Source organism: Paraburkholderia sp. SECH2 (assembly GCF_030464795.1).
In the GTDB taxonomy this organism is placed as follows: Bacteria; Pseudomonadota; Gammaproteobacteria; order Burkholderiales; family Burkholderiaceae; genus Paraburkholderia; species Paraburkholderia aspalathi.
On sequence record NZ_JALPRH010000032.1, the window covers coordinates 26446 to 40384 of the forward strand.

11 protein-coding genes are annotated in these 13939 nt (G+C 62.4%); 7 read left to right on the top strand and 4 right to left on the bottom strand.

All coding sequences use genetic code 11. The annotated features are described in order from the left end of the window. Positions 1-88: 88 nt before the first annotated feature. Positions 89-718, bottom strand: coding sequence for a GNAT family N-acetyltransferase (locus M0D66_RS33490; RefSeq protein ID WP_200621567.1), 630 nt, complete (start codon positions 716-718; stop codon positions 89-91). A 141-nt stretch (positions 719-859) separates the two neighbouring features. Beyond that, positions 860-1762, bottom strand: a complete 903-nt coding sequence (locus M0D66_RS33495) for a LysR substrate-binding domain-containing protein (RefSeq protein ID WP_234487764.1) — start codon at positions 1760-1762, stop codon at positions 860-862. 102 nt (positions 1763-1864) lie between these two features. Here M0D66_RS33495 and M0D66_RS33500 point away from each other — a divergent pair, with 102 nt between their 5' ends. Beyond that, positions 1865-2761, top strand: a complete 897-nt coding sequence (locus M0D66_RS33500) for a DMT family transporter (RefSeq protein WP_200652175.1) — start codon at positions 1865-1867, stop codon at positions 2759-2761. A 55-nt stretch (positions 2762-2816) separates the two neighbouring features. Here the strand turns inward: M0D66_RS33500 and rfbC are convergent, their stop codons facing one another. Continuing rightward, a complete protein-coding gene (gene rfbC, locus M0D66_RS33505) occupies positions 2817-3368 on the bottom strand; it encodes a dTDP-4-dehydrorhamnose 3,5-epimerase (protein WP_093647023.1) in 552 nt (183 codons plus the stop codon). A 151-nt stretch (positions 3369-3519) separates the two neighbouring features. Continuing rightward, the gene (locus M0D66_RS33510) at positions 3520-4515 is read right to left on the bottom strand and encodes a GlxA family transcriptional regulator (RefSeq protein WP_093647069.1); all 996 of its coding nucleotides are present in this window, start codon (positions 4513-4515) and stop codon (positions 3520-3522) included. Between the two features lie 764 nt (positions 4516-5279). Between M0D66_RS33510 and M0D66_RS33515 the strand changes: the two genes are divergently transcribed. The 6 genes from M0D66_RS33515 to M0D66_RS33540 all read left to right on the top strand — a co-directional run bounded on the left by M0D66_RS33515 (position 5280) and on the right by M0D66_RS33540 (position 13843). Then, positions 5280-5654 (top strand): hypothetical protein, encoded by a 375-nt coding sequence (locus tag M0D66_RS33515; protein WP_093647021.1) that lies wholly within the window; start codon positions 5280-5282, stop codon positions 5652-5654. Positions 5655-6017: 363 nt separating this feature from the next. Beyond that, positions 6018-6941 carry a LysR family transcriptional regulator gene (locus tag M0D66_RS33520; protein ID WP_093647019.1) on the top strand — a complete coding sequence of 308 codons (924 nt, stop codon included), beginning with the start codon at positions 6018-6020 and terminating at the stop codon, positions 6939-6941. A gap of 16 nt (positions 6942-6957) precedes the next feature. Beyond that, positions 6958-7632, top strand: a complete 675-nt coding sequence (locus tag M0D66_RS33525) for a response regulator transcription factor (RefSeq protein WP_200653213.1) — start codon at positions 6958-6960, stop codon at positions 7630-7632. A gap of 248 nt (positions 7633-7880) precedes the next feature. After that, the gene (locus M0D66_RS33530) at positions 7881-11162 is read left to right on the top strand and encodes an efflux RND transporter permease subunit (RefSeq protein ID WP_200653214.1); all 3282 of its coding nucleotides are present in this window, start codon (positions 7881-7883) and stop codon (positions 11160-11162) included. After that, complete coding sequence (locus tag M0D66_RS33535) at positions 11152-12366, top strand: efflux RND transporter periplasmic adaptor subunit (RefSeq protein ID WP_200653215.1); 1215 nt, start codon at positions 11152-11154, stop codon at positions 12364-12366. Before M0D66_RS33530 ends, M0D66_RS33535 begins: the two co-directional genes overlap by 11 nt. Continuing rightward, positions 12359-13843: an efflux transporter outer membrane subunit gene (locus M0D66_RS33540; protein WP_200653216.1), complete on the top strand. Its 1485-nt coding sequence runs from the start codon at positions 12359-12361 to the stop codon at positions 13841-13843. The genes M0D66_RS33535 and M0D66_RS33540 overlap by 8 nt, the downstream gene beginning before the upstream one ends. Positions 13844-13939: the final 96 nt, after the last annotated feature.

A 13939-nucleotide genomic window follows, 5' to 3' on the forward strand; every position in this document is an offset into this window, starting at 1 on the left:
GTGGATCAGCAGCGCGTTGCAATACTTGCCACACGGTATTGCAATAGTTGCTGCCCGCACCGGGGTTTTTATCGCCAGCGCACCTTCATCATGCCGCGCGCGCGATCCTCGTCGGTACGGTCAATCTGTGCGACCAGTTCGCGAGCGTGCGCGTCGCTACCGGCGGCTTGCTCAAGATCGCGCTGTCGTAGTGCTTGCCGTCAAAGCGTACGAAATCGACAATGCGAAACCCCTGCCCTCTGTAAAACGTAATGAGATGTGCAGCCGGCTGCGGCGTATCGAGCGCGAGCTCCGCGTAGCCGCGCGTCGCGGCCCAGTGATCGGCGAAAGCGATCAACAGCGTACCGATGCCACGCGCCTGCCATACCGGCTCCACGCCGAACTGGCGCAAGCTGGCAATATCGTCGCGCCTGTATAGATCGCACAACGACTCACGGTCCGGCGCATACAGCGTCATCGTGCCGACAATGCGTCCTTCGCAGACCGCCACATAGCAATCGCCCCGCGTCGCGCGAGAGCGTGTCGTTTCCACCGTTTGATCCACACAGGTGCAATTGAGCCCCATCGCACCGAGTCGGGTGAAAGCGCGATGCAGCAGCGCGGTCAACGCGACATAAGAATCGCGCGATGGATCGAAGCGGCGCAGTTCGACACGGCCTACGCCGTGACACACGTAATCGATACGGACGGATTGCTGCGTCGTTGCACGTCGCTTCACGTTGAGCACCTCGCGCTATCAAGATGCACGAAGTGTAGATTTCACGCGTAGGCGTCTCAAGAAAAAATGTCGTAAAAACTCACATGGGATGTGCCTGCCGACCTGCGTGCCAGCATGTTGTCGACGCAGCTTGTCCGCGCTCTAACCCACCGGAGCCACAAGCGGCTCGCTCTCGCGCAAGCCAAGATGCAATTCCTCGCACAGGAACGTCTGCAATGTCTGCACAGCGGCCGCCTGCGCACCGGAAACCGGTCGCATGAAGAGTCCAAAATCGGCGGTTGGCGCATCGGGCAATCCATCGGCCTGGCCGAGCACGCGCATCGACTCCGAGCGGATATTGCCATCGAGCAGCACGGACACACCGAGCCCCGCTTCCACGGCCGACTGCACCGCCGGCAAACTGGTGCTGGTGCACACAATGCGCCACGCAATCCCCGCGCGCCGCAGCGCCGTCAACACCTGTTGCTGCCACAGACACGCGCCGCCGAACGCAACCACCGGCAGCACGGCGTCACCGTCGCGGCTGAACCCGCGTGCGCCGACCCAGAAGAGCGGCTGCGTCCACGTCAGCAGCGGTACCGACTCGACCAGCGCGGGGTCTCCCACCACCACGTCGAGGCCGCCGTCCACAAGCCGGCTCGACAACGCCGAGCTGGTATCGACCACGATCTCCAGCGCCACCTGCGGATAAGCGATCGAAAAGCGCCGCAACGCGCGCGGCAGCCGACCAACCGCGATGTCTTCCAGCATGCCGAGCCGCACCGTGCCGGACACCTGCCCCGCGCTCAGCGCCCGCCGCGCATCGGCGCCCGCGCCGAGGATCGTATGCGCGAACGGCAGCAGCAGATGCCCTGCTTCGGTGAGTTGCACGCCACGCGGCGAGCGGTCGAGCAAACGCTGCCCCAACTCTTCTTCGAGCCGGCGCAATTGCATGCTCACCGCCGCCTGGGTGCGGGCCAGGCGGGCCGCCGCCACACCCACGGCGCCGGCTTCCGCCACGGTGACGAACGCGCGCAGGAGACTGCTGTCGAGATCTCGGGTCATCACGTTTCTTGAAGTGGTCATAAGAAATATCAACTTATCTTAATACCGCCTGCACCGATAAGATAGCTGCCACCCCATCCGAAGAGCGGTAACGAGGCCAAGATGCAGGACACCACCATCAAACCGGCGCTGAATCCTGTGCCAACATCAGCATCCGTGAAGCCCGCCAGTGCCGCAGCCGGCGCAGCCCTCCTGTGCGTGCTGTCCATGTCGAGCGTGCAGTTCGGCGCCGCGCTCTCCGCGCCGACGATGGCCGAGTACGGCTCGCTCAGCACCACCTGGTTGCGTCTTTGCTGGGCGGCCGTCGTGCTTGCGTTGCTGGTGCGCCCGCGTTTCTTCACCTACTCGCGCTCGCATTGGCTCGCGGCCAGTGCGTTGGGCGCCGCGATGGCCGGCATGACGCTGTGCTTTTTCGCGGCGCTTCAGCGGATTCCATTGGGGCTCGCCGTCGCGATCGATTTTCTCGGGCCGCTCGCCGTAGCGACTTTCGCGGTACGCCGCGCGCGAGCGTTACTGTGGCCTGCATTGGCGATTGCCGGCGTGCTGCTGCTCTCGCGCGATCGCGCGGGCTGGATCGGCGAGCCGCTCGGCGTATTGCTCGCGTTCGGGGCCGCGCTCGGCTGGGGCAGCTATATCGTGTTGATGAAAAAGACCGGCACGCTGTTCGCCGGACTCGAAGGATTGTCGGTGTCGCTGATCGCAGCGGCGCTGGTTGCCACGCCGTTTGGCTTCGCGCAAAGCGGCATACACATCGCCGCAGGACAGATCGCCGCAACCGCGGGCCTAGCGTTGCTGGTCCCACTGTTACCCTATGCGCTGGAAATGGTGGCGTTACGGCATATGCCAGCCTCATCGTTCGGGATACTGATGAGTGTCGAACCGGCGATCGGCGCGCTGGCCGGCTTCGTGGTGCTGCATCAACCGATGGGGGTCTTGCAGATCGCAGGTACGCTGCTGGTGGTTGCGGCGAGCGTGGGCGCCGTGGTGGCGACACGCTGAACAAGGCGTTGAACCGCTGCGTGCGCATGTCAATGAGCATGTGCATGCGCAGCACTCAGGCGATATTTTCCGCCTCGTAAAGACGCCGGCCCGCTGCGTCCTTCGCGCCGAGGATCGGCTCGATTTCAATTGGCCAGTCGATACCGATGTCAGGATCGCTCCACAAGATGCAGCGCTCGAGTTCGGGAAACCAGTATTCGGTGGTCTTCCACAGGCATTCGGCGACGTCGGACAGCACGACGAAACCGTGTGCGAAACCCGGCGGCACCCACACCTGCCGATGATTGGCCGCGCTCAGGTATGCGCCGCTCCATTTGCCGAAGGTCGGCGAATTGAGCCGCACGTCCACGGCGACGTCGAACACCTCTCCCACCACCACGCGCACGAGCCGACCTTGCGGCCGATGCACCTGATAGTGCAAGCCGCGCAACACGCCACGCACTGCCCGCAAATGACGGTCTTGCACGAAATTGAAACCTTGCGAGACGTCGTCGGTAAACTCATCCGCGCTGAAGCTCTCGAAACAGAAGCCAAATTCGTCGCAAAACACCTCGGGCTCGATGAGTTTCACCTCCGGCAATGCTGTCGCCATTACCTTGTTGCCCATGGCCACTATGCTCGTAAGAAGCCAGCCAGCAGAAAACACGACCGCCGACGCACGCACCGGTGCACGCACGGCTACACACGCCGCAGCGCACGCGCCCGCCCGCTCCAGGTCGCACCCTGAGTTGCACCATCTGCACGGCGCCTGCTCAAGCTTACGCCTCTGTCGCCACCCGGCTGCGCGCGCGATATTCGGTGGGCGACAGCGCCATACGCTTGCGGAATATCTTCGCGAGGCGATCGCCGTTGCCGGTGCCGCTGCGGCGCGCGATCTTGTCGACCGGTAGTTCGGTTTCGGTCAGGAAGTTGCAGGCAATACGCAGCCTCACCTGCAGCAGATAATCAGAAGGCGTGACCTGCATTTCATGCTTGAAACGCCGCAGAAAATTGCGTTCGCTCATCGCCGCCACTTGCGCTGCGTCGGCAACTGACACCGGACGATCGCAATTCGCCTCCATCCAGCGCGCGGCGGCACGGATTTTCTCGGCGACGCTGAGCGTGCCGCCCTCAGCCGGCAGTGGCACCCAGGTCGCGGCCATACCCGGCATCACCCGATCGGCGACGCTGCGCGCCAGCTCCGCGCCAAGATCGCGTTTGATGAACATCAGCGCGCTGCGCGCGCAGTCGTTACGATCGTTGGCTGCGCTACGCACGGCATCGGCCGCGGCACTGCCCAGATAGCGATTCACCTGCAAGCCGTCATGCTCCGCGGGACCCGCTGCTTCCAGCACGAGACGGCCCTCGCCGATCGTCTCGATCGCACGGGTGCGCGTTTGCACCGATCGCAACCAGCCCAGCAAGCGTTCGTCGAGCGCGGCCTCGTGCGCGCCGTAGCCCCCTGCGATGAACAGCACGTCGAAACCGCTGCCATAACGTGTGTCGATACGATCGGTCCAGATCCGCGCCGACGAAGAACTCGCGACGCTGCCCCCGTCCATCGACAGAAACTGCACTTCGTAAGGCGGCTCTTCGCCAGCCCGCGAGCCCGAGAGTTCGTTGGCGGTCTGGAACATCTCGACTACCGTGCCAGGCCCGAGCAGCCAGAAGCCGTCGAACAGCAACACGCCGATTCGCCGCGCTGCACTACGCACGTTTAGCGTCGGCGTATGTAACCAGGTAATCCTCGCAGTATCCAGATGCAAGTGCGGCATGATCTTCCCCAAGCTGTCGTACATTGTAGACCCCGCTGCCCCGTCGGCCGGACGATATGGACGAATTGAATTACGGCGGATGAAAACCACCGGCAACGCCGCTTAACGGATTATGCGTGATGTTAGCTGAATGCCGCCCTATAGTAAATTTGAAAAACAAATCCGTATTGAGAAATTCGATGTACGACGAAATCCATTATTGTGTGTTTCATATGACCGTCGGCATATGAGTCGGCATAGCAACGGGCCGCAGCAGCCTGTCTGACCATCAGAAGGTCGAAGAACCTTGCACAGAGCCACGCTCAAGGCTTCTACTCGGGCGCGCCGACGCAGCACGGCTTGCCGGATTCGCGATGGCGATTCATCGAAATCACATACAGAAATGTTTCAAACGTGAAATCGAAACCTCGCAAATAATGAACATTCAATCAGGCTTTTATTCGCAAATCGGGAATTTATCGGCAGTGCCAATGCGGCAAACCGCACACTTATCGAAACATTCCCGATTAAGCATTTCGACACTAATTTCCCACACGACTAAAAATGTTTCTATATTGAAACATCCGGCCTCTTTTACATATGACCAATGCACCGGTCATTGACCTGCACGCAGGGAAAATGTCAGACGATTGTGCGCTGCGGCGGAAATCGTGCCAGGCGGTTTCCTTAAACAAAGTTTCATCCCTTGATCGCGCTCTTTAAGACCTGGTTAAGAGAGGCGGCGCCATAATTTGCTCACCGTAAGAGCAGCAAGGAGCAGAGATATGTCGCGCCCCATGAGCATCGAGAGAGTCAACGAATACGGACAGAACGCGGTTCGCATCGCCATCGAGGACCGTGCGGTACTGCTCGAAACGGCCGATCTGGATGCCGTGATCGAGCACCTCAGCGCGCTGCGCGCCACGATGCGCCCGGAAGTACCGAAGGAACCCCTGCGCGCCCATCAGTACGTGATTGAAATCGATCCGTGCTGGCACGCCGAAAAACATCCGCTGCACGACGGCGCCGTGCTGTTCCTGCGGCATTCCGGCCTGGGCTGGGCCGGTTTTGCACTCCCCACCGAGAGCCTTGCCAGACTGCATCACGCGTTGACCCAGCAGCTGGAAGCCTCGCTCGAAGTACACGGCATGCTCAATTGAATCGGCTGAACCGGCTGGATCAGTTGATTCAGCCGGTTCGCGAATGGCTACCGCTTGTTGCGTTTCGCGTAGCACTGCGTTTCAGAGAACGCATGCACCTCGCGGCGCTCCGCATCTATACTTCCCCCGCCGCCCCATAGCGGTTACTTTCATTCAGGTCTCTTTCCGAAGCGCGGCTCTGGCCGCGCTCTTTTTTGCGCGTCGCTTAGTCTTGCTGATCGTTCACGAACGCACCGGGATGCAGCTTTGCCCGCGCAGTTCATGAACATTGCACAAAATTAAAAAAGACTTAATCCACCTGGGCGTGCCGTTTTATCCGCGATCGCCGATGATGCAGCCATCGTCCTTCTCTACTGTTCCAACATGAACCAGCTACAAGCGATGCGTGTCTTCACACGGGTGGTCGATCTTGCCAGCTTCAATCTTGCGGCGAGACAGTTAGGCATGTCGGCGGCGGCGGTCACTCGCAGCGTCGGCACATTGGAAGCGCATCTGAACATGCGCCTGCTAAACCGCACTACACGCAGCCTTTCGCTGACCGATGTGGGCCGCGAGTATCTCGACGGCTGCCGCACGATCATCGAGAAGCTCGACGAGATGGAATCGAACCTGCTGGAGACCACACGCGATCCGCAGGGCACGTTGCGCATCGCCACGCCGATGACGTTCGCGACCGCCGGCCTGGGCACATTGCTGGCGGCGTATCGCACGCTGCATCCACGCGTGGATTTCGACGTGACAACGTTCGACACGCATATCGATCTCGTGGAAGGTGGCTTCGATGTGTGTTTCTCCGACGACCGCCGACTTGCCAACTCATCTTTGGTGAGTCGCACGCTGACCAGCGTCCATGAAATGACGGTCGCGTCCCCCGCCTATCTGGCGCGTCACGGCACCCCTCGCGATCCGTCGGCGTTGAACCGCCACGGCTTGTTGACGGTCTCCGACGGTTCGTCGCGTGCCTGGGAGTTCGCCGACGCCGACGGCATCTATCGCGTCAACACCGGCAGCGCGCTCACCGCCACCAGCAGCGCGATGGTGCGCGTGGCCGCGCTCAACCATATGGGTATCGCGTTGCTGCCGCTGCCGATCATCGCCGACGATCTTGCGCAAGGTTCGCTCGTCCCCGTGCTCGAACAGTTCGAAATCAACGGCGGCCCGCGCCAGGTGTCGATCCTCTACTCCGGCCGCAATTACCTGTCGATGCGTGTGCGCAGTTTCATCGACTTCGCGGTCAGCCAGTATCGCGCGCCGGACCGCCCGGTTGCCTTGCGGGCGGTGGCCTGAACCGGGCCCGCGCATCATGCCCAAAATACTGACGATCGAAGACGACGAGTTGATCGCCCACGACATCGTGCGCACGCTCAGCGCAAGCGGTTTCTCTGTTGACGTGGCGCGCACCGGCCGCGAAGGCATGGCGAAAGTGATGGCGGGCAACTACGACGTCGTCACGCTCGACCGCATGCTGCCTGATCTCGACGGCCTGACCATCGTGGCGACGATGCGTGGCGTCGGCATGGAAACGCCAGTGCTCGTGATGAGTGCGATGTCCGACGTCGATCAACGCATTCAAGGTCTGCGCGCCGGCGGCGACGACTATCTGACGAAGCCGTTCTCACCCGAGGAAATGTTCGCGCGCGTGGAAGTGCTGTTGCGCCGCCGCCCACGTCATGCCAAAGCTGAAACGCTGCTGCGCAACGGTGCACTGGAACTCGATCTCGTGCGCCGCAAAGTCACCTACCGGCAGCGCGAACTCGATCTGCAACCCACCGAATTCCGCGTGCTCGAATTCATGATGCGCCACGCCGGCCAGGTGCTCACGCGCACGATGATTTTCGAAGCCGTGTGGGGCTGCCGGTTCGACCCCGGCACCAACCTGATTGACGTACACGTAGGCCGTCTGCGCAAGAAAGTCGAGACGCCCGGCGAGCGTCCGTTGATTCGCACCATTCGAGGCTCAGGCTATCTGTTCGGCTGACGCCGCCCCATTCGCAGGTTTTCTGACGGAGCTTTAGCGCTGCATGCAGCGCTAAAGCCGTTGCAACGCGGCTTTCAACGCAATCGCGCACACCCTCCAGGCTTCCTAAAACTAGTTTCATTTGTTTAGTCCGCGCCTGTTAGGACCCGCTCTCCAGAATGCCGTTACCGAGCCGCACCATTGGTGCGAGCCCTAACCGCCACACGCCCGCGCAGATTCAATCGCGCCTCTGAACGGAGCAGCCTTCGATGTTAAAAATAGTCCGGTTGGCTTTGACCCGGCCCTACACGTTCATCGTGCTTGCGATGCTGATCCTGTTGATCGGCCCGCTTGCCGCGTTGCGCACGCCGACGGATATCTTTCCCGACATCCGCATTCCCGTGATCAGTGTGGTCTGGAACTACGCCGGCCTGCAACCGGACGACATGTCCGGACGCGTCGTCACCTACTACGAACGCACGCTCGGCACGACAGTCAACGACATCGAGCATATCGAGTCACAATCGTTTCGCGGCTACGGCATCGTCAAGATCTTCTTTCAGCCGACTGTGGATATCCGCACCGCCACCGCGCAGGTGACCTCGGTTTCACAGACGGTGCTCAAGCAGATGCCGCCCGGCACCACGCCGCCGCAGATTCTCAACTACAACGCGTCCACGGTGCCGGTGCTGCAACTGGCGCTGACCAGCAATACACTTGACGAGCAGAAACTCGCCGACTACGCGACCAACTTCATTCGCCCGCAATTGCTGAGCGTGCCTGGCGTGGCGATTCCGACGCCGTATGGCGGCAAGACCCGCGAAGTACAGATCGATCTCGATCCGCAAGCCTTGCAGGCAAAAAAGCTCTCGGCCAACGACGTCGCCACCGCCCTCGCCCAGCAGAATCAGATCATTCCGGCGGGCACCGAAAAGATCGGCCGCTTCGAATACAACATCAAGCTCAACAACAGCCCGCTCGCGCTCGACGAACTGAACGCGCTACCGATCAAGACGGTGGACGGCGCCACGATCTATATCCGCGATGTGGCTCACGTGCGCGACGGCTATCCGCCGCAAGGCAACGTGGTGCGCGTGGACGGTCATCGTGCGGTGCTGATGAGTATTCTAAAGAACGGCTCGGCGTCGACGCTCGACATCATCGCCGGCGTCAAGGCGCAATTGCCGCGCATCGAGGCAACGCTGCCGCCCGGACTGAAGCTCGTGACGATGGGCGATCAATCGACCTTCGTGAAAGGCGCGGTGAGTGGCGTGGCGCGTGAAGGCGTGATCGCCGCCGCGCTCACTTCACTGATGATCCTGCTGTTCCTCGGCAGCTGGCGCTCGACACTGATCATCGCGGCGTCGATTCCGCTGGCGGTACTGGCAGCGATTGCGGGCCTCGCCGCCATGGGCGAAACGCTCAACGTGATGACGCTCGGCGGTCTCGCGCTCGCGGTGGGGATTCTGGTCGACGACGCCACCGTCACGATCGAAAACATCAACTGGCATCTCGAACAGGGCAAGGACGTACGCAGCGCGATCATGGACGGCGCCGCGCAAATCGTCGCGCCCGCCTTCGTTTCGCTGCTCTGCATCTGCATCGTGTTCGTCCCGATGCTGCTGCTCGACGGTATCGCGCGCTTCCTGTTCGTGCCGATGGCCGAAGCGGTGATCTTCGCGATGATCGCGTCGTTCATCCTCTCGCGCACCTTCGTGCCGATGCTGGCGCAATACCTGTTGCGTCCGCATGCATCGGGCGGTCACGCCTCCGGCGAACTGGCCGCGGTGATGGACACGCATGGCGGCCACTCGCATCCGGCGCCGTCGCGCAATCCGCTGGTGCGCTTTCAACGCGGCTTCGAACATCGTTTCGAGCGCGTGCGCAGCGTGTACCGGATCGTACTCGGCCTTGCGCTCACGCATCGCAAGCGTTTCGTCGCGGGATTCCTGATCGTCGTGGGCGCGTCGTTCCTGCTCGCACCGTGGCTGGGACGCAATTTCTTCCCCGATATCGACTCCGGCGAAATTGCGATCCATGTGCGCGCACCGATCGGCACGCGGATCGAAGATACCGCCGCGCAGTTCGATCTGATCGAGAACACCGTGCGCCGCGCGATTCCGCCGGACCAGTTGCGCAGTATTGTCGACAACATCGGACTGCCCAATAGCGGCATCAACCTGACCTATAACAACAGCGGCACGACCGGACCGCAAGACGGCGACATTCTGATCTCGCTGAACGAGAACCACGCCCCCATCGCCGGCTTCGTGCACACACTGCGCGAAACGCTGCCGCGTCAATTCCCGGGAACGACCTTCGCGTTCCTGCCGGCCGATATCGTCAGTCAGATTCTGAATTTCGGTGCCCCCGCGCCAATCGATTTGCAGGTGGCGGGGCCGAACCAGGCGGCCAATCATCGCTACGCCAGCGAAGTGATGCGACGCATGCGCATGATTCCCGGCATTGCCGATACGCGCATCCAGCAGGCGTCGACGTATCCGCAGTTCACCGTGTCGGTAGACCGCTCGCGCGCCGATCAACTCGGCATTACCGAACAGGACGTGACCAACTCCGTGGTAGCGAGTCTTTCCGGCACGAGCCAGGTATCGCCGACGTATTGGCTGAATCCGAAGAACGGCGTGTCGTATCCGATCGTCGCGCAGACCCCGCAATACCGCATGACGTCCCTGTCGAATCTCAACAACCTGCCCGTGACCGGCAAGAGCGGCCAGGCGCAGATTCTCGGCGGCATTGCGACCATTTCACGCGGCGTCGGCAATGCGGTGGTGTCGCACTACAACATCGAACCGCTCTACGACGTGTTCGCGACCACTCAAGGTCAGGATCTCGGCGCCGTTGCGGCGAAGATTCAGAACATCGTCCATGCAACCGCGAAAGATGTGCCGAAGGGCTCGATCGTCACGCTGCGCGGCCAGGTGCAAACGATGAACAGCGCGTTCCTCGGTTTGTCGCTAGGTCTGGTCGGCGCGATTCTGCTGATCTATCTGCTGATTGTCGTGAATTTCCATTCGTGGAGCGACGCGTTCGTAATCGTCACGGCGTTGCCCGCGGCGTTAGCCGGCATCGTGTGGATGCTGTTCACCACGCATACACCGCTCTCCGTGCCCGCGCTGACCGGTGCGATTCTCTGCATGGGCGTCGCGACCGCCAACAGCATTCTGGTGGTGAGCTTCGCCCGCGAACGGCTGGCGGTGACCGGCAATGCGCTGGTCGCCGCGATGGAGGCCGGCTTCACGCGCTTTCGGCCGGTGCTGATGACAGCGCTCGCGATGATTATCGGCATGGCGCCGATGGCGCTCGGCCTCGGCGACGGCGGCGAGCAGAACGCGCCGCTCGGCCGCGCGGTGATCGGCGGCCTGATCTGCGCGACGTTCGCCACGCTGCTGTTCGTACCGGTCGTGTTCAGCCTCGTGCATCGGCGCGATGCCGCTGGTCACGATCCATCGCACGGCCCGTCGCGCAACTCATCCAACGACCCCTCGCACGATCACTCATCATCCGAACCCGGAGTCCATCATGTCCACTGAGATCGAGATCAATTCGCCCAAGCGGCTGCGTCATCTGAAGCTGGTCGGCATCGTCGCGCTGCTGGTGGCAGCGGGCATTGTGACGAGCGGCATTGCCAGCCGCGTGCATGCGAAGCAGGAACTCACCACCTGGTCAGCCCAGCAAGCCGTGCCCACGGTGATTGCATACACACCCAAACACGACCTCGATGCGCAGGCGCTGGTGTTGCCCGGACGGCTGTCCGCCTTCGTCAACGCGCCGATTTACGCACGCGTGTCGGGTTATCTGCATGCGTGGTACGTCGATATCGGCACGCACGTCAAAGCCGGCCAGTTGCTTGGGGTGATCGACACGCCCGACCTCGATCAGCAATTGCTGCAGGCTCGCGCCGATTTGCAGAACTCGGTGGCTAACGAAAAACTCGCGGCCTCCACGGCAACCCGCTGGACCAGGATGCTGCAACAGGATTCGGTCTCGCAGCAGGACGCCGATGAAAAGACCAGCGACCTCGTGGCCAAGCAGGCAACCGTAGCTGCGGCGGAAGCCAATGTACGGCGTCTCGAAGCGCTCGAATCGTTCAAGCGCATCACTGCCCCATTCGACGGCATCGTCACCGCGCGCACCACCGATATCGGCGCGCTCATCAATGCGGGCGGCGGCAATGGGCCCGAACTGTTTTCCGTGTCGGACGCACGTCAATTGCGCGTCTACGTGAGCGTGCCGCAGGACGAGGCGGCCGCCATCAAACCCGGCATGACCGCCACGCTCACCGTGCCCGAACGCCCCGGCGTGAAGTTCAACGCCAAACTCGTCGACACCGACGATGCGATCACGCCCTCCTCCGGCACGCTGCTGGTGCAACTCGCGGTCGGCAATCAAAACGGTTTGCTGATCCCCGGCGAATACACCGAGGTGCATTTTGCGCTGCCGACCAACTCGCATGCCTTGTCGATCCCGGCCAGCTCGCTCATCTTCCGGCAGAACGGTTTGCAGGTCGCCGTGGTCGGCCACGACAACCGCGCGGTGCTCAAATCGGTATCGATCGCCACCGATCTCGGTACGCACGTCGAGATCGCCTCAGGTCTGAATCCAGCCGACCGTGTCATCGACAATCCGCCCGACTCGCTTGCCTCGGGCGATGAAGTGCGGCTCGCGGGCAATCCGGCCGGTGCGACGGACACGTCGCTCGCCGCGCGTCGGCCGGCGGAGAGCGCTCATGGATAAACGCCGCATCTGCATCGCGTTGGCGGCCGCGGCGCTGATGAGCGGCTGCTCGTTCGCGCCGACCTACCAGGCGCCGGCCACCAGCATCCCAACGACGTTCAAGGAAGGTGGCGCATGGCAGCTCGCCCGACCCGCCGACCGCGTGCCGCGCGACGCGTGGTGGACGGTGTATCGCGATCCGGTACTCGACCATCTCGAGGTTAAGGTGGCCGCCGCCAACCCGGACGTGGCCGCGGCGATGGCGCGCCACGACGAGGCCACCGCCTATCTGTCGCAAGCCCGCTCGGGCTTGTTTCCGACCATCGGCGCCGAAGCGTCGGTCGAACGCCAAAGGCAATCGGACAACCGCCCGCTGCGTGGCGTGGGTCAGCCCGCGGTGTACGGCGCGAATACGGTCGACGTCGGCATCGGCTATGACCTCGACCTGTGGGGCAAGATCCGCAACGAGGTGTCGGCGGGACGCTCGGCGCTGCAGGCGAGCGAGGCCGATCTCGAGTCGGTACGTTTGAGCCTGCAGGCGAATCTTGCAAGCGCGTACTTCAATCTGCGCGGACTGGACGAACAGCAGCAACTGCTCAACGATACGATCGACACCTACCAGCACGCGCTCAAACTCACGTTAAGCCGTCACGCGGGTGGCATTGCATCCGACCTCGACGTCTCGCGTGCGCAGACGCAGCTCGACACCGCACGCGCTTCCGCCGACGACATCGCCGCACGCCGCGCGCTGTACGAGCATGCGATCGCCAGCCTGACCGGCGCGCCCGCGTCGAATTTCACACTCGCGCCGGAAATCGAAACGACGTACCTGCCGTCGATTCCAACCGGCGTACCCGCAGCACTGCTGCAACGGCGTCCCGACATCGCGGCGGCCGAGCGGCGCGTTGCCGAGGCCAATGCGCAAATCGGCGTGGCCAAGGCCGCCTTCTTCCCGGACATTTCGCTCGGCCTCGACGGTGGCTATCAGAGCGACACGCTTTCGCCGTGGCTGATGGCGCCGAACGAAATCTGGTCGGTCGGACCGAGCCTGATGCTCACGCTATTCGACGGCGGCCGCCGTGAGGCAATCACGCAGCAGGCGCGCGCGAACCTCGCCGAGAACGGCGCGAAGTACAAGGCCGCCGTGCTGCTCGCCTTCCAGCAGGTCGAAGACAACCTCGCGCAATTGCATCATCTCGGCGACGAAGCCACGCAGCAGAACGAGGCGCTGGTCGCCGCGCAACGCACGTTGACACTCTCGATGTCGCGCTATCGCGACGGCGTGGTCAGCTATCTGGATGTCGTGACCGCGCAGACTACCGAACTCACGACCCAGATCGACGCATTGAACCTCAATACGCGGCGCCTGCTGGCCTCGGTGGGGCTGATTGAGGCCTTGGGCGGCGGTTGGTCAGCGGACGGCGCTAAGGGCTCGCCTGCCGTTCAGGCAGCAAGTGCGCAAGCGGTGCATCCGAAGGTGCTCGCGTCCGCTGAGTGAAACTGCGGGTTGAATCTTTCAGTTGAATCCACCCATGCCGTTAAAAAACGTCGCCGGTTCTTCACCGGCGACGTTTGCCTTCCAGGCGCGATTACG

Coding starts and splice junctions, on each gene's coding strand:
- M0D66_RS33495 (WP_234487764.1), bottom strand. CDS start 1,762: ATGACCCGAGATCTCGACAGCAGTCTCCTGCGCGCGTTCGTCACCGTG.
- M0D66_RS33500 (WP_200652175.1), top strand. CDS start 1,865: ATGCAGGACACCACCATCAAACCGGCGCTGAATCCTGTGCCAACATCA.
- rfbC (WP_093647023.1), bottom strand. CDS start 3,368: ATGGGCAACAAGGTAATGGCGACAGCATTGCCGGAGGTGAAACTCATC.
- M0D66_RS33510 (WP_093647069.1), bottom strand. CDS start 4,515: ATGCCGCACTTGCATCTGGATACTGCGAGGATTACCTGGTTACATACG.
- M0D66_RS33515 (WP_093647021.1), top strand. CDS start 5,280: ATGTCGCGCCCCATGAGCATCGAGAGAGTCAACGAATACGGACAGAAC.
- M0D66_RS33520 (WP_093647019.1), top strand. CDS start 6,018: ATGAACCAGCTACAAGCGATGCGTGTCTTCACACGGGTGGTCGATCTT.
- M0D66_RS33525 (WP_200653213.1), top strand. CDS start 6,958: ATGCCCAAAATACTGACGATCGAAGACGACGAGTTGATCGCCCACGAC.
- M0D66_RS33530 (WP_200653214.1), top strand. CDS start 7,881: ATGTTAAAAATAGTCCGGTTGGCTTTGACCCGGCCCTACACGTTCATC.
- M0D66_RS33535 (WP_200653215.1), top strand. CDS start 11,152: ATGTCCACTGAGATCGAGATCAATTCGCCCAAGCGGCTGCGTCATCTG.
- M0D66_RS33540 (WP_200653216.1), top strand. CDS start 12,359: ATGGATAAACGCCGCATCTGCATCGCGTTGGCGGCCGCGGCGCTGATG.